Below are 21,477 nucleotides of genomic sequence, written 5' to 3'. Positions count from 1 at the left end.
TCATTGAGAACCGGAATGATAATTGAAATTCTTTCAGTTACTGTTTCCTCTAAAGCCCCGAGTTTGCAACTCCGTTCCTTCAAACTAAACTGCCACCACAACTAGAACCACATCTCGCAGTATAGCCATAACAGTAGGGCGCAGTCCGTATTTCGTCAATGTTTTTTTGTTAAGGAAAGCGGAAAATTCAGAGAAAATCACTCCTATGCAACCATGGAACCGATGAAAACGCTTTTTAGCGAAGATAACGACTATCCGTCCAATCAGCTACTTGAGTCGGGTCTTCGTCGCTAGAACCATCCGGCACTCGATAGCATGTTTGGGGAGCTACTCCAGTCCAAGCGGTTTTAGCTAAAGCGTGGCAGACAACACTTACGAGATTGTCCCAGGTTAGTTCCTGATAGTCTAACAAATTTGTCTTTTCTAATAAGCTTTGCAAATTTTTGAGGGCGGTATTAGCAGCGTGATATTGTTCGTCATTTTTTGAAATTAGCGGCGCAGAGATTCTTAAGGGATCGCGTTGGATAGCCGCTAATCCTTGGCGCACGGCCTTTTTAATCTCTTCTCTGTACTGTTTTTGTGCCAATAGCTTTTGCATATTTTTACCTTTTTCGCAAGAGGCATATAGCGCGGGCAAACGATTGAGCGCGTAGGTAGCAACTTCTACTGGATTAATATATTGAGCGAGAGTTTCAGGACATTGCTTTAGCTGTTTTTCTAGCTCTTCTCGAACGAGCAATTCCATTATATTTTGATAAGTTTGGGGGAGATTTTCTGTCTGAAGTTTCATCTTTGATAAGTCTGCAATATAGATAGAGAAAGTCTATATAGTTTTCTTGTATATTTTCTTTATTTATAGCCAATAAAAATACCGATCGTCTAGTCAGTTTCACTGAAAGAAGGAAATTTTACATAAGCTTTAAAAATCGCTCCCAACAGTTTTACAAAACTAGCTATCTATGCCTAGGTGTCGTCAAGCTTACCTCATAAACGGAATCTTTTTTTTACTTTAGTAATATGAAGAAGCCAACAAGATTTCTATTAGTGGCGTGTTATAGCCTAAATAGGTAATGGCGATTTTAACGATTCGTGTAGGTCGAGGCAATGTCGCAGAAAAGTTTGGTAGTTAAGGATCTTCAGAGCAGTCGGAGTTTTGCGCGTCCAACCGCATCCCGATTAAAATTGCAAGCAACTTGGCAGGACGTGCTACAAGTAGCTCATTTCCTACTGCCTCCAATGGAAAAGCTGGAGCTAATTCCTGCCACTCACAATGTTACACTTCATCTCGGCGATGCCATTAAAGTAGATTGGTGGAGAGAAGGCAAACGCAATAGCGGACAGCTCGTTCCTGGCGACATTTGTATCGATCCTAGTGGGGTTGCGTCTCAAGCCTGCTGGTATCAATCTACCGAGATTCTCGTTCTCGAACTCGATCGCGTTTTTGTCGAACGCACGCTCAATCGCTCGATTGAAACGGAGTGTATTACTTTCATCGATAAGTTTGGGGTACAAGATCCGCTCATACAACAGATTGCTTTGTCTCTTAAGCATGAAATAGAAACGCAGCACTCCGGTTCAAAACTCTACGGCGAGACAGCTGCCGCTATGCTAGCAGCGCATTTGTTCCGCCATTATAGCCATCGCGATGTCGAGAAAGATTGCTTGGGTAAAAATCGCGATCGCATGCCAGAATCAAGACTGCGGCGCGTTCTAGAATACGTGCGATCGCACCTCGATCGAGAAATTCGCCTTGAGGACTTAGCATCAGTCGCTCAAATGAGCGCTTATCATTTCTGCCGCCTATTCAAGCGGTCAATTGGAGAGAGTCCGCATCAGTTTCTCATGCGACAGCGTTTAGAAGCAGCGCGGCGTTTGCTCCGAGAAACCGACCTTTCTGTCGCCGAAGTAGCGCTGGAGATAGGCTATCAAAGTCCCAGTCACTTCGCTACGCTCTTCAAGCGCCATACTGGCGTCACGCCAAAACAATACCGCACCGCTCTGTAAAAGCGATCTATTTTTTTATCCTTTCTGATGCTTCAAACAACAGCAATTTTCCGAAGAAAAGCGCAAGAATCAGAAAGACAGCTTTTACACTATCCCTCTATAGTTACTAAAGTTACAAAATCAGTAGATAAACTCAAAGGAGGTAGAGACATGCCAGACGGATCGAGTGCTAAACCAAGCTTTGAGGTCGATCGTACTAGCGTTGAGAATAGGGATAGAAGTAGAACCGATTCATCAACTGACACTTCAGTCCAACCTCCATCAGAAGGAACTCCTCCACCAGGCGAAACTGCCTCACCAGAAGCTACCACGCCACCAGACGGAACTCCTCCATCTGATGGCACAACGCCACCAGAAGCCACCACGCCACCAGGTGGAACTCCTCCGTCCGATGGAACCACGCCACCAGAAGCCACTACGCCACCAGGTGGAACTCCTCCGTCCGATGGAACCACGCCACCAGGTGGAAATCCTCCATCTGATGGCACAACGCCGCCGGGCGAAATGGCTCCACCACAGGGAACCGAGCAAGAGGTTTTTGAAGTAGAATCTGGATTGACGAGTGTATTTCTCGACGAGAGCGTCCTCGCCGATGCCAACCTCAAACTAACGCAAACCGATGCCGCAGAACCCAACACTGAAGGCTTTCCCGAAGGCGCACCAGCAGTTGGTTTTGAGATTACGCCAAAGACTGACTTTACCTTTACCCAAGAAAATGGTTTTACTCCCGTCGATGGAACCATTGAACACTCTGGCTCTCTGACCTTTGAGGGATTGGGGACGGTCGGCGACTTCTCGATTGGCTTCGACCCCAGTCGGGATACCGATACTGCTAGCGGTTTCTTTATCGCCGATACCCTTGATACCGATGAGATTCTGTTCGACTTGGGCGACCCGGAGACGGCTAACTTTGACGGAGAAAACCTCACCATTGCTGGAAGCGATTTGCTAGTCTCGCCAGAATTAGCCTCGCTGTTGGGCAACGAGTCTCTGGCAGGAACCGACATTGGTGGCGCTCGCATCGATGCGGTGGCTCGACCAGAAGAGCCTTTAGCCGATGCCATTCGCGATTTTGCCGATTTTATTACGGATGTCGAGATTCCACAGGAGACTATCGATGACATAACCAATGCCATCGAGGATTTTGTTTCTCGGACTGTCGCTGATGCCATCTCTGGGAATTTGGGTTCGAGCGACCCAATCAGTCAGCCGAAAGATCCAATCAGCCAACCAACCGACCCGATTAACGGTTCCACCGACTCGGTTAACGTAACTTTGGGAACTTTACCCTAAAAGTAGCTTCACATTTAATTCTCACTCTTAGGGGCGATCGCAAGGCATCGCCCCTATGCTTTACATCAATTATATTCAATCCGTTTCAATGACCAGAATACTCAAATAACAAAAACGCTACTATTTAAAGCCTTTTGCTGTCTTTTGTCTCTTCTTCCCTTTGGACTTAGATTTACTTACTTGCACTACCGCTTCTTCAAACAAATCGTGTAAATGTCGAGGAACGCTAGCTGTCTCTGGCAACTCGGTTTCTGGTAATTTATTAAATTTCTTAAGTGTGGCTTCTAAATCGCGATCGAGATTAAAATCTCGACGTTCTAAAACAGTTTGTAATACTTTTTCTAGTTGGGTTGGATATTGCTCTTTGAGTTGCTGCCAGATAAAAAAGTTAATCTGAGGTTCTTCTAAATATTTGCGAACGAGAAATGCGCAATTTTCTTGGCTTTGGGGGTCTTCTGCTTCCAGCATTGCCTGAAATTTCGTGTAGGTTGGAATAAACATTTGACCCCATTTGGGATGGGAAAAAGCTGTTACTTGTTCGGCTGTTTTAATTTCTGGGGGTAACTCAACTTTCGGAGTAACCATTGCCAGTTTTTCTTGACTGTTCATTGCTTCGGTGACTGCTTCTGCGTCAGTACCGAGTTCTGCTGCTGCTTCGGCGATCGCTTCTTCATTTGCTCCAGATTCTTGCATGACTTCTTTGAGGGATTTAGAGGGATCGATTCCTGCTGAAGCTAGAATTTTTTGGCTCATTTTTGACTGGAGTTCGGCGAGTTTAGTATTGAGTTCGCTTCCAGAAAGGGTAATGCGATCGCTGCCAAAAAAGTCAACAAATTCTTGATGGTATCGAGCCACTGATTCCCAAGCTTGTTCTAATAATTCTGGTGCGTCGCTATAAAGAGACTCTTTGTGTTTTTTTTTGAATTCGCCAATGGCAACGGCTAACTTGGGTTGGCTCAATTTTCCTTTAGGAATACAATCGCTAAAAATCATCCAGTCGCGATCGCCAATCGGTGCAATACGAGTCAATAGAATTTCTCCCGGTTGCCACCGTGCCATCTCTGCTTCAGAAATCCGAGCATTGGGGTAGACGTTGTAATGTTTGGCACTCAGCCAATTCATTAGCTCTAACCCATTGGGAATCGTTTGGATAATTTCAAATAAACCAGTAAAACTGCGCTTCCAATGGTTGACTAAGGCGCGATCGCTTTGTGTTAAATTTGGCTCGTTTTCTAAAAATAGCTCTAGCGGAGTTTGCTCTCCAACTCTCCCCTCAGTAATAAAAGTATCGATAATTAAATTCTGTTGTTTGATATCGTAGCGTTCTTTGTTGCTATTCTCAGCAGCATATTTTTCTAGTGCGACTGCTAATTCTCCCTCCGCCTCATAGACAAAATCGACCAAGGTTTCTTTGAGTTGCTTTGCTTGCTCTAATAAAGTAACATTCACAATTTCTGCTCGTAGGATCTACAAATTTTAGACTAGCAATTAGAAAGCGCGATCGCCTCTCCTATGAGATAGAAACATTCAATAAAAATTAACTCTATGGATAGAATTCTTGGCTTGTCTAATGCCACAGTAAAATTCCACCACTAGAGAGATGAAGATAAGCGGGATTTCTCAGCAAAATTGGACGAGTAAACCAATTTTTCATCTGAATTTTCATGGTTATTCTTTCTGGAACACCTGTCTCCTACTGGATAGACTCAACACCTGAAAATAACTTTTCACCTTTTGTCGATAATCTATTAGTAGATGTGGCGATCGTAGGAGCTGGTATCGCTGGTCTGACGGCTGCTACGCTACTCAAGCGAGCGGGGAAAACCGTTGCCGTCATTGAGTCCAAGCAAATTGCAACGGGAACGAGCGGTCATACAACGGCTAAAGTGACCTCTCTTCACCAACTCATCTATGCCGATTTAATCGAACAATTGGGCAAAGAAAAAGCCCGTATCTATGCTGAGTCTAACCAGGCGGCGATCGATCGCGTTGCTCAATTCGTGGAAGAAGAACGAATAGAGTGCGATTTTAGCCGTCAAAGCGCCTATACGTTTGCAGAATTTCCGGAAGATTTAAAAAAAATCGAAGCTGAAGTCGAAGCCGCGATCGCACTCGGACTTCCTGCTTCTTTTGTCAAAGAAACTTCGCTTCCTTTTTCCATTGCTGGAGCCGTCAAATTTGACAACCAAGCCCAGTTTCACGTGCGCAAATACCTGCTTCATTTAGCCAAAAATATTCTCGGTAACGGCAGCTATCTGTTTGAGGAGACGCGGGTAGAGGCTGTTGAGGAAGGCAATCCATCTCAAGTCAAAACCAACAAAGGCGTAGTCAGAGCGCAAGATGTCATCGTGACAACGAATTTGCCAATCCTAAACGAGGGACTGTTCTTTGCTAAAACCTATCCCAAACGCTCGTACATCGTGGCTGCACCCATCGACCCTGCTAAAGCGCCAGAGGGAATGTTTATCGGTATTGACAACCGCTATCGTTCGATTCGCACGACTCCTTACGATGGCGGTTTGCTATTACTCGTCGGTGGCGAAGGGCATAAAACTGGTACGGTTGAGGATACGGAAAAATGCTACCTGCGCTTAGAAGAATACGCTCGCTCTCGTTTTGGCGTTGACTCTTTTGCATACCGTTGGTCAACTCAAGACATGGTTTCTTTTGATAAGTTACCTTACATCGGCAAACTGACACCTTTTAACAACCATATCTACGTGGCAACCGGATTTAGTCTTTGGGGAATGACGAAGGGCACGCTATCGGGCATGCTTTTATCGGATTTAATCTTGGGGAGAAATAATCCCTGGGCAGACTTATGCGATGCTACTCGCGCCACGCCTTTTGTCTCCCAGACTTCGATTAAAGAAAATGCCGATGTAGCCGTGCATTGGCTTGGCGATCGCTTCAAAGGGCTTACTTCTTCTCTAGCTTCAGTGTCCCAAGGCGAAGGAAAGCTTGTCACTGTCGATGGGAAAAAGGTAGCTGCCTACCGAGATGAAGGCGGTACTATCCATGCCGTCTCAGCCACCTGTACCCATCTGGGATGTATTGTGAACTGGAATAGTGCCGAGAAAAGTTGGGACTGCCCCTGTCATGGCGCTCGTTTTAGCTGTGATGGAGAGGTTCTCCACGGACCAGCAATTGATAATTTAGAGAAAATCAACCCGAAACAATCATGATTCCCTCTTGGCTTGCGATCGCGGGCGTTACGCTTCTAGTCGCCCTAGCAGGCAATCTCCTCTCTCCTGAAGATGTTCGCTGGGTTTGACTTGGTTTTCACTAACAAAAATTAATTTACCTTATTAAGCGACAACTCTATTATTTGACACAACGATCAAAATTAAATAGGCTCTTTAGTGAAGAGTACAAGTCTACTCACGCGATCGCTGAAGATTTGTTGAGGCAAGACAATGCTAGTATTCATCATTCCCCTAAAGAGTCCTCAAGTATCTAAATCTTGGGAGAATGTGTGTTCTATATTTGAAAGAACGCTAAGATCTGTATGCAATCAGACATCTTCTAATTTTAAAGTTATCGTTGTCTGCAATCAAAAGCCTGATATTACTTACAATCATCCTAAAGTTATTTATCTAGTAGATACCTTCCCCATTCCTAAACCAGAAGTTGGTTTTTCTAAAGAATTGGATAGAACCAGAAAGATGTTAGCAGGAATTATATATGCTAAGAAGCTAGAAGGCACTACTCATATAATGCTAGTAGATGCAGATGACTGCGTGAGCAATAGACTAGCGGATTATGTTGAAACTCATCCAAACGAGCCAGGTTGGCTTGTTACTAGTGGTTACTGGTATCGCGAAAGTAGTAACTTTGTTAAAGTAATGCGTAAAGCTTTTTATGAGTATTGTGGCACTAGTAATATTTTAAGAGCGGATATATATGATGTAGATACCTACAATGAAGAAAATGTTAATAAATTATTTAAGTATTATCGACATAAAATCATTAAGAAGAATTTGGAAAATAAGAGAGTACATTTAGCTCCACTTCCTTTTAAAGGCGTTGTTTATATCGTTCATCATGGAGAAAATACTTATTATGCTGTGGGTAACAAACATCACAAAATATCCTTGAAAAGTAGATTTCTAAGATGGAAAACGTTATTAGATAACAGATTCTTAACTCCAAAAATCAAGGAAGAGTTTAGCTTAATTTAGCAACATTGTTGAATCAACTCACGAATTTTTGCATATGGCATGTGAGCATAATTTCCCAACCAACCAATCAATGCTTGTAAGCGCACCCCTAAATCTTGTCCGGCTATTATTTCATCGCCGATGTACCAACTTCTGTACATTTGGTACATTGGCGGTGAAAGCGTTTTGTTGAAGAGGTTATATTAGTAGTTGGCATGGTTGGCGAAAATTATCTGCGAACCATACTTCCGGGTTTCTTTCTCGCTTTAATTCTGGCGTTAATGGTGTTGCCGATCTCCGGCTGGGCAAGTTTGCTTCTGCTTCCTTATTTGCTGTGGAGTCCGATCGGAACTCTGGTAACTTGGCAGATGATGCGCCTAAATCCCTTGGATGCCTAGATCGGCAATTAATCAACACTTTAATTTACGAATCGAATTTGGCTTTCGCGATCGCGCGTTTCTGATAGTCTTGGTAAGAAGGCAATAGCTTGCTTGTTTTTAGGGTGGAAAATTCGCTCAAATCCGGCACTTCTTCGTGGCATTGCGGACAATACCAATAAATTCGATGGCTGCTAACATGCCGGAGAATTTTTGCGGAGCATATGGGACAGTTGCTCATGATTTTTAATGTTTTTTAATTCAATAAGTAAAATGATTTTTGATTGATTAATTATTGAGGAAAGCTGTAAAAAAAGCTTAACGATCCCCTATCAATTGTTAGGAAACCATGATTTATTCTAGCTATTAATAATCTACGTTCGGTAGCAATCTATACACATCTTTCTAGTAGTAGAAATTAGGGTTTTCAAAAATCTTACTAATGATAGAATAAATTTGCTTGCTTCGAAATATTTTTGTAAATAAAATTTGCTTAAGAATAGTAAACTTTAGTAAAGAAAAATAAAAAAGCTACGATCGAGCTTAACGCCAATCGTAGCAGGGATTATCGGGAATGCGAAAACAAGCAAGTTTTCTGATTGAGAAATCTAGCGGATGGTTTGTTGGACATTTTCCGAGACATCCTCGGCAGCAGATTTAACGTTTTCTTGCAAATTTCTGAAGCCTCTTTCAGCGCCTTCTTTCATTTCTTCTACAGAGCTACCAACTCTTTCAGAGGCTTTTTCTAATTTATCTTCTGCTGTTTGAGCCGCAGATTCTCTTTCTCTGAGTAAATTGTCAACAGCTTCAGCAGGAGTTGCAGCGCGTTTCTGCAAATTTCGCTGGGATTGGTTGACAAGTTCGTTAGCTCTCGATTCTACTGCGTTCATTTCCCCTCGGCGAGGTTCGGTAGTATAGCTTTCTTTGAGATGCTCTGCTTGGGGTGTCTTTAGCTCATAGGGAGTCGTATCTTTATCGGCACCCAATTTAGAACTACTAACAGAAGGCGACTGACTGCAAGCCGTACTGACGAATAAGACAATTCCTGCCAAGCAGACAACTAAAATTCGCGCTAATCGTAAACGTTTTACAAATGCGATCGTATTGTTCATGGTAATACTCCGAAATATTTATATTTCTTGGTAGAGGGTAAAGGTAGCGGCTAGCAATTATTGGTCGCTAAAAGCAGCGTTAAACCCTTGTCCTTCAGTCGGTCCCGAAATCGCTTTCCAACCAGGAAGTCCTCCTTCAAGTTCGGCTACATTTCTAAATCCCGCCTCCCGCAAGCAAGATGCAGCCTCAGCAGTTTGTTGGTCGGTTTCGCCGTAAACGTAGATATCGCGCACGGGTTCGAGACTGTCTCGCACTTGTTCGACTAACTCGTCTAGCGGCATGGACATTGCCCCTGTAATACGCTCGCAATTGAAAGCTTCGCGATCGCGCACGTCGATAATCGTCAATGCAGGCTCTCCCCAATCCAGACGATCTTTGAGGGCATTCGCGCTGGATTTTTCTTTTAACCCTGGCGGTTTGGGAAAAGCTTGGGTAATAGTTTCTTTAATTTGTTGAATGTTATCTTCAAGATCTGCCATGACTCAAAAATTTAAATTCGTTGGTCTTATTCTGTAAGCTAACAAAGATTCATTTTTTATTTATCTTTCTCTAGAGAGAAGTTACTTTTTTAACATTTTTGTTTATAGAAATTAAATTTTTATTGCGCGATTAGAACCTAAAATTAACAAATCTAATCTATCTTTAGATGGAGGCGATATGTCCCAAGGCAGATTTTTCTATAGAACAGCAAATCATTTAGAAATGAATGAGTTAACCTAAATAGTAGAAATGAATTGTAAAATTCGTTAAATTAATTTACAAAAATCAATTTGAAGATCGCAAAAAATCTAGAGCAAGAAAACAAGATTGCCGACATTGGCGTTAGCCGATGATATTTCATTCTGGGTTAATAAAGTCCTAATAAGACAAACTTTAGCCTCTTATACAGAGAATTTATTCTCTAGCTAAAATCAAAAATAGCTTTCTTTCTACTTTTTATGTCGGGGAATTAATCATGTCTCAAACAACCAAAGAAAAAATTACAGACAATCTTCAACAAGCGCTTCAAAAAGCAAAACAAGAAGGAAAAACTAGAGCCGAACATGTTCGAGAAATTATTCGCTCTGCGGTAGCGCAAGCAGCTTCGGAAGTTAAAGAAGGCTCTGGAGAAATTCGGTCTTTTATTCGAGAAGCAATTACAGCGACAATCGAAGCCTTTCAAGAAAAAGGAGAAGAAATCCAAGAAGAAATAACTGCTGCTATAGAAGGAGTTATTGAAGGAGTTAGTCGCTCGAAACGTCAAGCACTCTCCCAAACTCAAACAGAAGTTAAACAGCTACAAGCGAAGCTAGACAATGAAGAACAAGAACTGCAAGAACAAATTGAAGGCGTTCTTAGCGAAGTAAAAGAAACGGGACAAGGGCGATCGGAAAAGATAAAACATAGTATAGAATCAGCGATTAATACTATCAGAGATAGTGAAGAAGTTGCTATCTTGAAGAAGCGCTACGCTCAGCTTAAAGCTCAACTGGCGATCGTACAAGCTAATTTAGCAGAACGTTATGGCGAACGTTTTGATGAAGTAAAGCATTATTTAGATGAAGCAAAAGTTTGGTACGAACGTGCTAAAGAAGATCCAGAGGTTTTTACCAAAAAAGTAGAACAAAAGCGTACAGAATTTGAAACCAAACTTAGTGAAGCAGGAAGTACGGTTGCCAAAAAAGAACGGCAAATCAAACAAATTTTGCGAGACCTTTGGAAGTCTTTAATCGAAGCTTTTCGCGATAAGGACAAAGAATAATAAACAGAAAACTTACCCAGGTTACTACGTTAAATCTGGGTAACATCCAACCCATTTCGGGAGAATATTTATCGGGCAATTCAAGAATTGTTTATTGCCAGTAACTTCTGAAAATATGTAATTATTGTATTCTAAATCAATTTCTGCGAGCGTTATTTTATTCTGGCTCGATCGCACTAAGCAATAGATTTCTGTAACCTAAATATAAAGTCTATTTAAACTGAGAGCTTGCACCATTTTCAACAACCGTTTTTGTCATTAATTTTCTGTCAGTCGATTTTAATCAAGTTGAGCTTTGAGCCTAGAACTGTAGTTCTAGGCGTTGATGCTTTAACAAAAGAATTTATTAGAATTTATTTTCTGGCTACTCTGGCTACTGGCTACTATATCGATAAATCCTAAACGGTAGCTCTGTCTGACTGCTTAGAAACGACCCAAAGTGCGTGGATAGCACCGGGAAGCCAACCTAGAAGAGTTAATAAAATATTAATCAAGAGAGTCGGCCCGGCTCCAACTGTGAGGAATACACCTACAGGGGGCAACAATATAGCTAGGATAACTTGTACGAGTCTCATCTTTTGGTAATCTTCCTACCTAACAATTTTATAGATATATGCTCTCAATAATTGAAAGCAACTGCCTCTACCTTGAGAAAGAGAATTTATAAAAAAAATCGGCTACATCTCTTTGATTATCGGCTGAAAATCTATCTCGCTGGAGAAGCAGGAGGTCGATCGGTTTCAGTATATTGATGCTATTCAAAATAAAATTTGGATGTTACTTTTTGTAAATTTGAAGGAGAAGTTATGCTTGGCAACCTATTAACATTACTAGCTACCGCTCTGAGCTTACTTGTCGTTGACATAATTTTTCCAGGAGTAGATTTAGCTAACTTTCCGACTGCTTTAATTGCCGCAGCTGCAATTGGTGTGGTTAATGCTTCTGTTAAACCAGTCCTGTCGGCTCTTGCTATGCCGCTTAATTTCGTAAGTTTGGGAAGCTTTTCATTGGTGGTCAATGGCTTATGTTTTTGGCTGGCTTCAGTGCTCATTCCTGGATTTCGGGTCAGTGGTTTGCTAGCTTTTATACTGGGCCCGGTAATTTTATCCTTTGTCAACACTTTCATTAGCAAATATTTTGCGGAAAAATACCCAGCAACTATGAATTCTACATCTGTGAATAAAGAGCTACCGCAGTAGTTCGGATAAGAATTTTAGTTTTTCATAGCTTGCAGAAAAGGCGTTGCTGAATTTAGGGAGGATTTGTCATTCCCAACGGAACCCTTCGCACTTGGCGATTCGGGCAGGCTCTATGCACTGAAGAATACCGACAGATGCTTTGTTTCGCTTCACTGCACTTAGGCAACGCCGCAGAAAAATTAGCTAGAGCGACACCACTTTTGCTAGAAAGCAACTTCCTATCCTCTGGCTAAAACTTTGTCATAGTCGATCGCAAAGGGTTAATTAAAATTTAGCTTCAAGCTGCAAAGTATTTCCAGTCAGCGATCGCGACCTCAAATGCCATAGAAATTAGACCAAAAATCCTATGTTTTCCAGCAGTTTAATAACGACAGGACTTAATATTTCACCATCTTTGCTAGCACAAGCCCCAGTTGCACCAGCTTTAGTTTTTAACGGCGCACAATTTTTTGCTGCTTTGGTAGCTGGAGTAGCACTCGCGTTTGCCTTTCAGCTATTGCTAACCAATCTCGGCGTAGCTGCTGGGATTTCTCTAGCCGGGGGAGGGAATTCGTCCTCCCACTCTCACGAGAAATCAGACAGTATTGGCAGCACTATCAATAAAATTGGCTGGACGGTAGGGCTAGGAACGCTCGTCAGCGTCACGATCGCCCTATTTTTTGCCAGCCTGCTTGCTGTAAGGCTGGGCTTGTATGTTTCCCCCGCTGCGGGCGCGATCGTAGGGTTAACGATCTGGGCAATTTATTTCTGTTTGATGGCTTGGGCAAGTTCGGCCACCGTTGGGTCTTTCGTCGGATCGGTCGTCAACGCGGCGACTTCTGGGTTACAAGCCTTAATAGGAACGGCAACGGCTGCCATTGGCGGCAAAGCAGTTAACAAACAAGTAGTCGCCACGGCAGAAGCAGCAGCGGCGGCAGTGCGTCGAGAACTGGGAACGGGGATCGATGCGGCAAGCCTACGGGAAAACCTTCAGGATTATTTGGAAGCACTGCGACCTCCAGAATTAAACTGGCAGAGGATTTATGCCGACCTGGAAGATTTACTTGCCGATCCGAGGCTGCAAGAAATAGACGACGATCGCCTTGCGAGTATTGACAGACAGACTTTTGTCGATTTGATTAGAAGCCGCAGCGATTTGTCCGATGCACAAGTAAATCGCATTGCCGATCGCCTCGAATCTGCCTGGAAGACCAAGGTGAAGCGATCGCGCAGAAAAAATGTCTTCTCAGAATTCGGCGATTATCTTCAGTCAGCTACCCGCGAACAATTATTGGGAAGCGAACTGAGTCAAAAACTCGACACTCTCATCCAGGAAACCCGCAAAAGCCGCGATTCCGAACCTTCCAAGGAGCAATCGGGAAGATCGATCGCGCAAGCGATGTCGCTTGGTTTTAATAGCTTAGTAGGAATGGTACTGGGACGGACGGATCTCTCCGATTTAGATGTCGAAAAAATTCTCGCTCGGCTCAATAAGCTCAAAGACCAGGTAGAGGAACAGACGCAGAAAGTTGCCCAGCTAACGGGCGGCGACACGACCTATAGCCCAGTGAGAGCGGATATCGAACATTTCTTGCTCGATGCCTACCCCTGGCAACTACAACCAGAAAACTTAAGGCGAGACTTCCGAGACTTGCTCTATGACCCCGAAGCAGACCCAGGAGCAGTCCAGCGCGAGTTAGAGCCAATCAATCGCTCGGATTTTGTCGAGTTGCTGGAGAGGAAAGGGATTTTTACCCACAACAAGATCGAACAAATCGCTAACTCGCTCGAAGAGATTCGCCTAGAAGTGTTGTCGGTAGCGAAAGCCGCCCAGGAGGAACAAAAAGCGATCGCTCTGTTGGCAGATATAGAAAATTATCTGATTAATACTCCTAAAGAAGATCTGACCCCCGAAAAGATTCAGCTCAACTTTAGACCTATCTTAGAAGACCCAGATGCAGATTACGATCAATTAAACATTCGTCTAGCTCAGTTCGACCGTCCGGTTTTTGAGCGCACCTTGGCAAAACGGCAAGACCTCTCGCCTACGGAGGCTGCTGCGATTATCGACGAGCTAGAAATAGCACGGGAGCGGGTTCTCCAAGAAGCGCAAGAGCAGCAGGCAGCTATTAAAATCAAAGCCGAGCAGCAATGGCTCAAAGTTCAGTCCTATCTGCGAGATACGGGCAAAGAAGAACTCAACCCACAAGCTATCGAACGAGAGCTACAATTGCTGTTGCACGATCCCCAAGCAGGAGCGGCAGTTTTACGAGAGCGCCTGTCTCACTTCGATCGCGATACGCTGGTGCAGTTACTCGCTCAGCGTCAAGACATCAGCCAAGAGCAAGCTGCGCAAATTGTCGATCGCGTCGAAAGAATTTGGACTCGCGTTCGCTACGCGCCCCAACAACTGACTGGAAAAGCAAAAGAGCAGTACGAGAAAACGACCTCAGCGATTGAAAATTACCTGCGCTCCACGGGTAAGGAAGAACTCAATCCCGAAGGGATTAAGCGAGACTTAACCCGACTGCTAGAAGATCCGAAAGCTGGTGCTAAGGCGATTAGACAGCGTTTGGCAATGATGGATCGAGATACCTTGGTGAAGTTGTTCGGTCAACGAGAAGATCTCAGCGAAGAACAAGTCAACCAAATTATCGACCAAGTGCAGGAAACCCTGCGCAGCTTTGCGAGAGCGCCTCGCCGCTTGGCAAGACGAACTCAGCAGCAGGTTCGGGAATTTAGAGATGCGATCGCCGATTACCTGCGCTCTACCGACAGAGAAGAACTCAACCCCGAAGGGATTCAGCGGGACATCGAGTTATTGCTCCACGACCGTCGCGCTGGGGTAGAGAGTTTGAAAGAGCGCCTCGCGCACTTCGACCGAGATACTTTGGTTGCCTTGCTATCCCAACGAGAAGATATTTCCGAAGCGGAGGTCAATCGCATTATCGACCAAATTTTTCTCGTTCGCGATCGCTTCCTCATCCAGTTGCAGAGCATCCAAAACCGGATTCAGTCTATTATCGACGGGATTTTCCTCAAAATCCGCGACTATCTCAATAGCTTAGAACGTCCCGAACTCAATTATGAAGGGATCAAAGGCGATCTGCGTACCTTGTTTGACGATCCGCAAGCGGGATTTGAAGCGTTGCGCGATCGCTTCTCCCAAATCGATCGCAATACTCTAGTTGCCATCCTCAGTTCGCGCCCAGATATTTCCAAAGAGGATGCCCAACGCATCATCGGACAAATTGAAGGCACTCGCGATCGCATCCTCCAAAAGGCGGAACGTCTTCAACAACAGGCACAACTTCGCCTCGAACAAGTTAGGCAAGAAACGCAGCGACAAATGGAAGAAACCCGTAAAGCAGCCGCGACAGCCGCTTGGTGGCTTTTCTTGACCGCTTTGATTTCGGCTGCGGCTGCCGCTGGCGGAGGTGTGGCGGGAGTAATTGGTATTGTTTGAAGAGTGTAGATATAAGGGATAAAAATACCTCTTTTTTTTCACACTTTGTCTCTTGGTTTTTTGAGGTAAAACCTCACTCTTCTCATTAGATCGAATCCGGTTAGACAACCACTAAAAATAGGAGTGCGACTATCTTGGTCGCGATCTGGAAGCTCGCACTACATAATTATGGCTAATTAAACGAATTTGATATTACCAAGCTCAGCCTAGTAGCGAGGGTTAGAATCCGAATCGAACAAGCATCATTACTGGTAGTGCGGGCATCTTGCCCGCGCATAGGCATTTCCACAAACGAGCGAGAAGATCGAGGTTTGACCTCGACGAAGTCAACGCCGCTCCTACGCACCTTTGAAATGGAAAGGCTGTATAGCGAATAATACCAATTTTCATGTTTTCACGATCGACATTCTTCTTCCCTATTTGGGAGAGGGGTTGGGGGTGAGGGCGATCGACCATCTCTGTCATTAATGAATGAAAAATGATATATGTTTGTTCTGAAATATATCTTAGGAAATAAATTTTAAATTAGGATTTATTACGCAAGAAGGATGCTATTAAAATTCAAAATTTTAATGATTAAGAGAGTCTTGATTTACTGAGGTCGCTTAATAGGAACATCTTCAAGTTCACATCCAAAATAAAGTAGCGCAATTCCAAGCGTTTTTTTGTAACTTAATCATTCACTGAGAAAACCTATGGCAAACTTAATTGAATTTAAATTATTTGCTCCTTACAATAAAGAAGCTGCTTTAATTGGCTCTTTTTCTAACTGGGAAGCCATTCCGATGGAAAAAGACGACAAAGGTTATTTCCGAACTAAAGTCGAACTAGAAGATGGCAGTTATCAATACAAATTCCGCATTCGCTCGAAAAGCTGGTTTTTTGAACCCGACCAATTGGTAGATGTCATCGATCCCTATGCCACGGATGTTGACGAACCAAACCAAAATGGCGTTATTCGCATTAAAAATGGTCGGAAGATAGTCGATACCTACGTGTGGCAGCACGACGACAAACCATTGCCTCCCGATCGCGAATTAGTTATCTATGAAATGCATATTAGCGACTTCTCCGGCGGCGAGGACGATCCCAATCCGCGAGGCACCTACAAGCACGTTATTGAAAAACTCGATTATCTGTGCGAACTGGGTATCAATGCGATCGAGCTAATGCCCCTTAAAGAATATCCCGGCGACTACAGTTGGGGCTACAATCCCCGCCATTTTTTCGCCACCGAGTCTAGCTATGGTTCGACAGAACAGTTGAAACGAATGATTGATGAATGTCATGCCAGAGGCATTCGCGTCATCATCGACGGGATCTATAACCACTCAGAGGCAGAAAGTCCCTTAACGCAGATTGACCACGATTACTGGTATCACCACTCCCCTCGCGATCCCGACAACAACTGGGGACCCGAATTCAACTACGAACACTACGACGAAAACTTAGATGTCAAACCGGCATGGCAGTTTATCGGCGATACGGTACGCTTTTGGATCGAGGAATATCACATCGATGGCATCCGTTACGATGCAGCAAGACAAATTGCCAACTATGACTTCATGAATTGGATCGTCCAAGAAGCCAAGAAAACGGCAGGAATGAAACCTTTCTATAATATTGCCGAACACATTCCCGAAACCCCTAGCATCACTAACCTCGACGGTCCGATGGATGGCTGCTGGCACGAGAGTTTTTACCATGCTGTCAAAGAACACGTTTGCGGCGACACCTTTGATATAGAGAGACTTAAAGATGCGATCGACGGCAAGCGTCAAGGGTTTATGGGAGTGACTAATATCGTTAATTATGTGACTAACCACGACCACGATCGCCTGATGGTAGAACTAGCCAATCGCAATATCTTTGACGAGGCGGCTTTCAAACGAGTCAAGTTGGCTACCGTCCTATTGATGACAGCCGTAGGAGTTCCCATGATTTGGATGGGCGAAGAATTTGGCGAATATAAGCCTAAAACAATTGAAAAAAGCAAAATTGAATGGTCTTTGCTAGAAAACGATCTCAATCGCGGTTTGTTTGAATATTACAAAGGCTTGATTAATCTGCGCAAAAATAATCATGCCCTCTACACTGAAAATATTGACTTCTTCCACGAAGATCCGGAATCAAAGGTTCTTGCCTACACTCGCTGGAATGATGAAGGATCTCGTATCGTTGTCGTGGCAAGTTTCTCAGACAACTATCTCGCTGGCTACCAAGTTCCCCATTTTCCGGCTAACGGTACTTGGCACGAGTGGACGGGTGACTACGATATTGAGTCTGGAGACGACAATATTCTCATCGATTTGCCAGAGTATGAAGCCAAAGTATTCGTTTGGCAATAATTGCAAAGAGGCATAAACGACATTTGTAGCTCGATCGCTTTTTAACCCAAGCGATCGCTACTTTTTTCCGAGAAACACTTGCAAAGCTTAAATAAAAAACGGTTCGCAGTCTATGAAATTTAATCTTGGATGTCAGCTAAACTACAGTATTTCCACACCTAGTACTTTAATTTTCAATATTTGTGCAGCTAAAAACAACTATCAAAATATTCTTCAGGAAACCATAAAATTTGAACCGTCGCTAGATTATGAAGAATATATTTCTCCTGTGCTTGAGAACCGATATCTTCGGGTAAATGCACCAGAAGGCGATCTACAAGTTTCCTATCAGGCAACTGTCGAACTATCTTACCTTGACGAAGATCCTAACTCGATTGCTGAAGTTGCGCCGGCGGAGTTACCTCTAGATAAGTTGCATTATTTGTTTCCGTCGCGGTACTGCCAATCAGATCGCTTAATGCGTTTGGCACAACAAGAATTTGGCAAGCTACAACCCGGCTATTCTAGAGTCACTGCAATCTGCAACTGGATTTATGACAATGTTACTTACTTATCGGGAAGCACAAATTCCCAGACTTCTGCTTTCGACATCGTAACGGAAAGAGCTGGAGTTTGTCGGGATTTTGCCCATTTGGGGATTGCTTTGTGTCGTGCCTTAAACATTCCTGCACGATTTGTGTCAGTATATTCACATCAGCTACAACCGCCGGATTTCCATGCAGTTTTTGAGGCTTATTTGGGCGATCGCTGGTATCTATTCGATCCGACTCGCCTTGCACCTCTGGAGGGAATGATTCGCATCGGTACGGGACGAGATGCTGCTGATATTTCTTTTGCGACAATTTTTGGCGCAGCACAAATGCAAGACATGACTGTTTTTATTGATTGTTTGGAGGGCAAATCTCCAACATTTACAACCGACGCGATCGCTACTCGTTCGCTTTGAAAAATTTTTATCTTTTAATTAAAAAGCCTAGCACATGCACTAGGCTTTCATATCAATCTCTCAGACATAGACGAAGCTATTTACACTCACCGGCAATTAAACTTAGATAATTCCCTGCCCTTTTCTACCTTGTCCGCCTTCTTCGTTGATTTCTTTTAACTCTTGAGCGCGTTCGGCTTTTTCAGCTTCTTCGATTTCTCTGCGATCGCCAGGTTCTTCATAATACATTTCAGGTTCGATCGCATAGTTGTTGAGGAGTCCTTCTTTATCTACAGTATATCCTGCCGTAGTGTCAAGTTCTTTCTCTGGTTCGGGGGTTTTCTTGAAGTTTTCTCCCTCTCTTTCCTCGCGTGCCGCAGTTTCAGCAGGAGTGATATGCGCATCGTAATTTTTGTTAGTTTTTGCTTCTGGTTTCATGATAAATTTCTCCTAGAAAATGTTTGCGATCGAAGATAAATTTTTTATTGCTCAATTTTTGGCACTGTATCGGACGTATCGAGTTCGGGTACGACATCGGGACGTTCTTTATTTTCCCAACCTACAGGACGCTTAGAGTTATACCAAGCGATAGATCCAATCGTTGTAGCAGCAATAAATCCCACTATCAAGGACAATGTTGCTGCCACTGGAAAATGGGGAGTATTGGTGTAAGTTTCTATTAACAAATGCATGAATCCTTCACTTGATTTTCATTTCTTTCTCAAGATTATAGGAATTACAGCTATTCGCACATCTTCCTTTTTTAGGACTTTTTTTCAATCCTAAGGAATAGTTAATTAACTCGATCGCGTGAAAAGCATCCTTAACAAAACGCGCTCTAACTTTAGACAGACATAAGTTAAATACCTAGTTTTTTTAGTTCTATAGCAGTGTGCGGGCAAGATGCCCGCGCGAGCGGGACGCTCGCACTACAATTTTTATGAATCAACTAGGATTGCTATACCTTTGGACAGATCGACCAAAACGCTATTTTTTATTTTCTGGCTACTCAATAACGATTTGTCATTCCGCGATCGAAACGTCCGATTTTTAAGTGCTCAATATCTATTCCAATTCTATGACAAGCAAATTGAAGATTTTGTAGAAAAAGTTGGGTATCATCACCGTATCCACATTGCCAGGTAGCGGTTTCTAAACCCAGCTTGGCATTAGCTTGAGCGCAGTTAATTAACTCTATTCCTTGAAGTGGTTTTGCTGCTGACATTGTTTTTAATCCCGATAAATCAATCCAAGTTTTAGCTTATAGACTTGGTTGACTGACAAATCTTTGTCCCCTCATCCTTAAATCCCTTCTCCCACAAAGGGCGAAGGGACTTCAGTCCAAAGTCTTAAGTTGAGAGCCACTCTCCCACTCTGGGAGAGAGGTTGGGGTGAGGGCGATTTGCGTTTTGTCACTCAACTAGCTTATAGACAGTTAATCAGATCGGTTTCGATCCATACATCTGCCTTTAGTCTTGCCTTATTAGAAATATGATTATGTGCTAACAATTGAATTTACCGATACAGCTACCTTTGGGAATGCCAATGGATAAACTATTCCTCCAGTAAGCGTAGACTTTGAACCATATTCTCCATCTTGAGGATCTCGAAATACTATCAGTTGTCTCTTTTTAAGATTGACTACCCAGTACTCAAGGATATTAGCCTCGGCGTAGACTTTGCTTTTCGTTTCTAAATCTTTCTCTAAGCTGGAATCCGAATATTCAATCAGCCAAAAAATATTTTCAGGATAAGGGTGATGCTCTAGATATTCGCGTCCCAACCGTTGCACGATCGCAAGATCGGGTTCGGGTTCGGAGTTGTTAGGAAGCGTAATCGGTTTGCTCGATCTCACCGTAGCGCGATCGCCCAATAACCGAATTAGATATTCCGCCGCTTCGGTGCTAAAGTAGGCGTGGGATTCGCCTTCAGGTGGCATCTCTACAATTTCTCCCTTCAGCAGTTCCACGCGCCTGTCGGTTAATATCCCCGCTGCAATCATGCGATGATACTCGTCTATTGTCCATTTAGCAACGGTTACGGTCATGTTGGTATACTAAGTTTTTGCTTCGCGATCGCTACGCTCAACATGATATTCTATACTTTTGGGACAACCTGTGAAACAAATCTTTGTCCCCTCATCCCTAAATCCCTTCTCCTACAAGGGGCGAAGGGACTTCNAGTCCAAAGTCTTAAGTTGAGAGCCACTCTCCCGCTCTGGGAGAGGGGTTGGGGTGAGGGCGATTTGCGTTTTGTCACTCAACTAGAATTCTTCAGTTAAATATTAAAATAGACGTTCGCAGGAGGGAGTAGCCAAGGAAGATAATCAAACCAGTAATCAAAATACTCCACAAATAGGCAATACACATTAATAAACCATCGGCTTCCAAAGTCGCTACACTCAGCAGTAAAATACCGATGGTCGGCAAAGGATTAGTACCGGGAATTGGCAATATTAACAAAATCGTCAGCCATACAATTAAAAGTCCATTCACTCTCCAAATATAGCGATTATTAGCTACGATCGCCAATCGAGGACGAATAAATTTTTCAATAATTTTAGTAATTTGTTTCAGTTTGGATAGCAGTTGCAGTGCGACCTTTTGAGGAAAGCGAAAACGAGCAATTCTTCTCGGCAACCAAGGTTTATGCCTTCCCAATGCCATTTGCCCTGCTAATAAAAGCGATGCTGGACCTATAATACCTGGCAATCCAGGCGGCATGGGAAATAAAAAAGGTAAAGCCAACAGAAAAATTATTAAACTAAATCCTCGTTCGGAGGTTTCCTCTAAAATATCTTGCAGCGTTATCGGATGAGTTGCTAACCGTTTTAAAATTGCCTCGATATCTTGAGAAAACCTCAAATGCATGG

At 43.4% G+C, this 21,477-nt stretch carries 23 protein-coding genes and 1 pseudogene; 10 read left to right on the top strand and 14 right to left on the bottom strand.

The window, feature by feature from the left end; translation table 11 throughout:
- Window positions 1-79: 79 nt before the first annotated feature.
- Window positions 80-151, bottom strand: coding sequence for a hypothetical protein (locus NIES593_RS23730; RefSeq protein WP_245817643.1), 72 nt, complete (start codon window positions 149-151; stop codon window positions 80-82).
- Between the two features lie 84 nt (window positions 152-235).
- Window positions 236-790, bottom strand: coding sequence for a late competence development ComFB family protein (locus NIES593_RS19295; RefSeq protein ID WP_073601126.1), 555 nt, complete (start codon window positions 788-790; stop codon window positions 236-238).
- 314 nt (window positions 791-1,104) lie between these two features.
- Here NIES593_RS19295 and NIES593_RS19290 point away from each other — a divergent pair, with 314 nt between their 5' ends.
- Together NIES593_RS19290 and NIES593_RS19285 are read left to right on the top strand one after the other, a co-directional pair.
- Window positions 1,105-2,004 (top strand): helix-turn-helix domain-containing protein, encoded by a 900-nt coding sequence (locus tag NIES593_RS19290; RefSeq protein WP_073601125.1) that lies wholly within the window; start codon window positions 1,105-1,107, stop codon window positions 2,002-2,004.
- 150 nt (window positions 2,005-2,154) lie between these two features.
- The gene (locus NIES593_RS19285) at window positions 2,155-3,297 is read left to right on the top strand and encodes a hypothetical protein (protein ID WP_139253754.1); all 1,143 of its coding nucleotides are present in this window, start codon (window positions 2,155-2,157) and stop codon (window positions 3,295-3,297) included.
- Between the two features lie 120 nt (window positions 3,298-3,417).
- On the opposite strand, the gene NIES593_RS19280 is transcribed toward NIES593_RS19285, so the two are convergent.
- Window positions 3,418-4,746 carry a DUF7986 domain-containing protein gene (locus tag NIES593_RS19280; protein WP_073601123.1) on the bottom strand — a complete coding sequence of 443 codons (1,329 nt, stop codon included), beginning with the start codon at window positions 4,744-4,746 and terminating at the stop codon, window positions 3,418-3,420.
- Window positions 4,747-4,961: 215 nt separating this feature from the next.
- Between NIES593_RS19280 and NIES593_RS19275 the strand changes: the two genes are divergently transcribed.
- A complete protein-coding gene (locus NIES593_RS19275) occupies window positions 4,962-6,482 on the top strand; it encodes an FAD-dependent oxidoreductase (RefSeq protein WP_073601122.1) in 1,521 nt (506 codons plus the stop codon).
- A gap of 231 nt (window positions 6,483-6,713) precedes the next feature.
- A complete protein-coding gene (locus tag NIES593_RS19270) occupies window positions 6,714-7,478 on the top strand; it encodes a glycosyltransferase family A protein (RefSeq protein ID WP_073601121.1) in 765 nt (254 codons plus the stop codon).
- Here NIES593_RS19270 and NIES593_RS24320 read toward each other — a convergent pair.
- Window positions 7,475-7,627 (bottom strand): hypothetical protein, encoded by a 153-nt coding sequence (locus tag NIES593_RS24320; protein ID WP_217651971.1) that lies wholly within the window; start codon window positions 7,625-7,627, stop codon window positions 7,475-7,477. The genes NIES593_RS19270 and NIES593_RS24320 overlap by 4 nt on opposite strands.
- Before the next feature lie 81 nt (window positions 7,628-7,708).
- Here NIES593_RS24320 and NIES593_RS19265 point away from each other — a divergent pair.
- Window positions 7,709-7,855 (top strand): annotated as a pseudogene (locus tag NIES593_RS19265) (tryptophan-rich sensory protein); the annotation flags it as partial.
- Between the two features lie 25 nt (window positions 7,856-7,880).
- Here NIES593_RS19265 and NIES593_RS19260 read toward each other — a convergent pair.
- The 3 genes from NIES593_RS19260 to NIES593_RS19250 all read right to left on the bottom strand — a co-directional run bounded on the left by NIES593_RS19260 (window position 7,881) and on the right by NIES593_RS19250 (window position 9,426).
- Window positions 7,881-8,075, bottom strand: coding sequence for a hypothetical protein (locus NIES593_RS19260; protein ID WP_073601120.1), 195 nt, complete (start codon window positions 8,073-8,075; stop codon window positions 7,881-7,883).
- Window positions 8,076-8,442: 367 nt separating this feature from the next.
- Window positions 8,443-8,946, bottom strand: coding sequence for a DUF6658 family protein (locus tag NIES593_RS19255; protein ID WP_073601119.1), 504 nt, complete (start codon window positions 8,944-8,946; stop codon window positions 8,443-8,445).
- 57 nt (window positions 8,947-9,003) lie between these two features.
- Window positions 9,004-9,426, bottom strand: a complete 423-nt coding sequence (locus tag NIES593_RS19250) for a rhodanese-like domain-containing protein (RefSeq protein WP_073601118.1) — start codon at window positions 9,424-9,426, stop codon at window positions 9,004-9,006.
- A gap of 476 nt (window positions 9,427-9,902) precedes the next feature.
- On the opposite strand from NIES593_RS19250, the gene NIES593_RS19245 reads away from it, so the two are divergent.
- Window positions 9,903-10,688: a histidine kinase gene (locus NIES593_RS19245; protein ID WP_073601117.1), complete on the top strand. Its 786-nt coding sequence runs from the start codon at window positions 9,903-9,905 to the stop codon at window positions 10,686-10,688.
- 398 nt (window positions 10,689-11,086) lie between these two features.
- Here the strand turns inward: NIES593_RS19245 and NIES593_RS19240 are convergent, their stop codons facing one another.
- Window positions 11,087-11,263 (bottom strand): YqaE/Pmp3 family membrane protein, encoded by a 177-nt coding sequence (locus NIES593_RS19240; protein WP_071880586.1) that lies wholly within the window; start codon window positions 11,261-11,263, stop codon window positions 11,087-11,089.
- A gap of 231 nt (window positions 11,264-11,494) precedes the next feature.
- Between NIES593_RS19240 and NIES593_RS19235 the strand changes: the two genes are divergently transcribed.
- Both NIES593_RS19235 and NIES593_RS24970 read left to right on the top strand, forming a co-directional pair.
- Entirely contained in the window at window positions 11,495-11,887 is a 393-nt protein-coding gene (locus NIES593_RS19235; protein WP_073601131.1) for a phage holin family protein, read from the top strand.
- 346 nt (window positions 11,888-12,233) lie between these two features.
- Complete coding sequence (locus NIES593_RS24970) at window positions 12,234-15,332, top strand: hypothetical protein (protein ID WP_073601116.1); 3,099 nt, start codon at window positions 12,234-12,236, stop codon at window positions 15,330-15,332.
- A gap of 219 nt (window positions 15,333-15,551) precedes the next feature.
- Here the strand turns inward: NIES593_RS24970 and NIES593_RS23720 are convergent, their stop codons facing one another.
- Window positions 15,552-15,797 carry a hypothetical protein gene (locus tag NIES593_RS23720; RefSeq protein ID WP_139253752.1) on the bottom strand — a complete coding sequence of 82 codons (246 nt, stop codon included), beginning with the start codon at window positions 15,795-15,797 and terminating at the stop codon, window positions 15,552-15,554.
- 230 nt (window positions 15,798-16,027) lie between these two features.
- Here NIES593_RS23720 and NIES593_RS19225 point away from each other — a divergent pair, with 230 nt between their 5' ends.
- A complete protein-coding gene (locus NIES593_RS19225) occupies window positions 16,028-17,680 on the top strand; it encodes an alpha-amylase family glycosyl hydrolase (RefSeq protein ID WP_073601115.1) in 1,653 nt (550 codons plus the stop codon).
- Between the two features lie 112 nt (window positions 17,681-17,792).
- Window positions 17,793-18,626: a transglutaminase-like domain-containing protein gene (locus NIES593_RS19220; protein ID WP_073601114.1), complete on the top strand. Its 834-nt coding sequence runs from the start codon at window positions 17,793-17,795 to the stop codon at window positions 18,624-18,626.
- 102 nt (window positions 18,627-18,728) lie between these two features.
- On the opposite strand, the gene NIES593_RS19215 is transcribed toward NIES593_RS19220, so the two are convergent.
- The 5 genes from NIES593_RS19215 to NIES593_RS19190 all read right to left on the bottom strand — a co-directional run bounded on the left by NIES593_RS19215 (window position 18,729) and on the right by NIES593_RS19190 (window position 21,475).
- The gene (locus NIES593_RS19215) at window positions 18,729-19,043 is read right to left on the bottom strand and encodes a hypothetical protein (protein ID WP_073601113.1); all 315 of its coding nucleotides are present in this window, start codon (window positions 19,041-19,043) and stop codon (window positions 18,729-18,731) included.
- A gap of 44 nt (window positions 19,044-19,087) precedes the next feature.
- Window positions 19,088-19,297: a photosystem II assembly protein Psb35 gene (psb35, locus tag NIES593_RS19210; protein ID WP_073601112.1), complete on the bottom strand. Its 210-nt coding sequence runs from the start codon at window positions 19,295-19,297 to the stop codon at window positions 19,088-19,090.
- A gap of 317 nt (window positions 19,298-19,614) precedes the next feature.
- Window positions 19,615-19,830: a hypothetical protein gene (locus tag NIES593_RS19205; RefSeq protein ID WP_073601111.1), complete on the bottom strand. Its 216-nt coding sequence runs from the start codon at window positions 19,828-19,830 to the stop codon at window positions 19,615-19,617.
- Between the two features lie 270 nt (window positions 19,831-20,100).
- The gene (locus NIES593_RS19200; RefSeq protein ID WP_073601110.1) at window positions 20,101-20,652 is read right to left on the bottom strand and encodes a Uma2 family endonuclease; all 552 of its coding nucleotides are present in this window, start codon (window positions 20,650-20,652) and stop codon (window positions 20,101-20,103) included.
- A gap of 226 nt (window positions 20,653-20,878) precedes the next feature.
- Window positions 20,879-21,475 carry an exopolysaccharide biosynthesis protein gene (locus NIES593_RS19190; RefSeq protein ID WP_073601108.1) on the bottom strand — a complete coding sequence of 199 codons (597 nt, stop codon included), beginning with the start codon at window positions 21,473-21,475 and terminating at the stop codon, window positions 20,879-20,881.
- Between the last annotated feature and the right edge of the window lie 2 nt (window positions 21,476-21,477).

Source organism: Hydrococcus rivularis NIES-593, from assembly GCF_001904635.1.
Classification (GTDB): Bacteria; Cyanobacteriota; Cyanobacteriia; order Cyanobacteriales; family Microcystaceae; genus Hydrococcus; species Hydrococcus rivularis.
The sequence above is the reverse complement of the archived record's forward strand: the minus strand, read 5'-3'. Positions and strand labels throughout refer to the sequence as shown.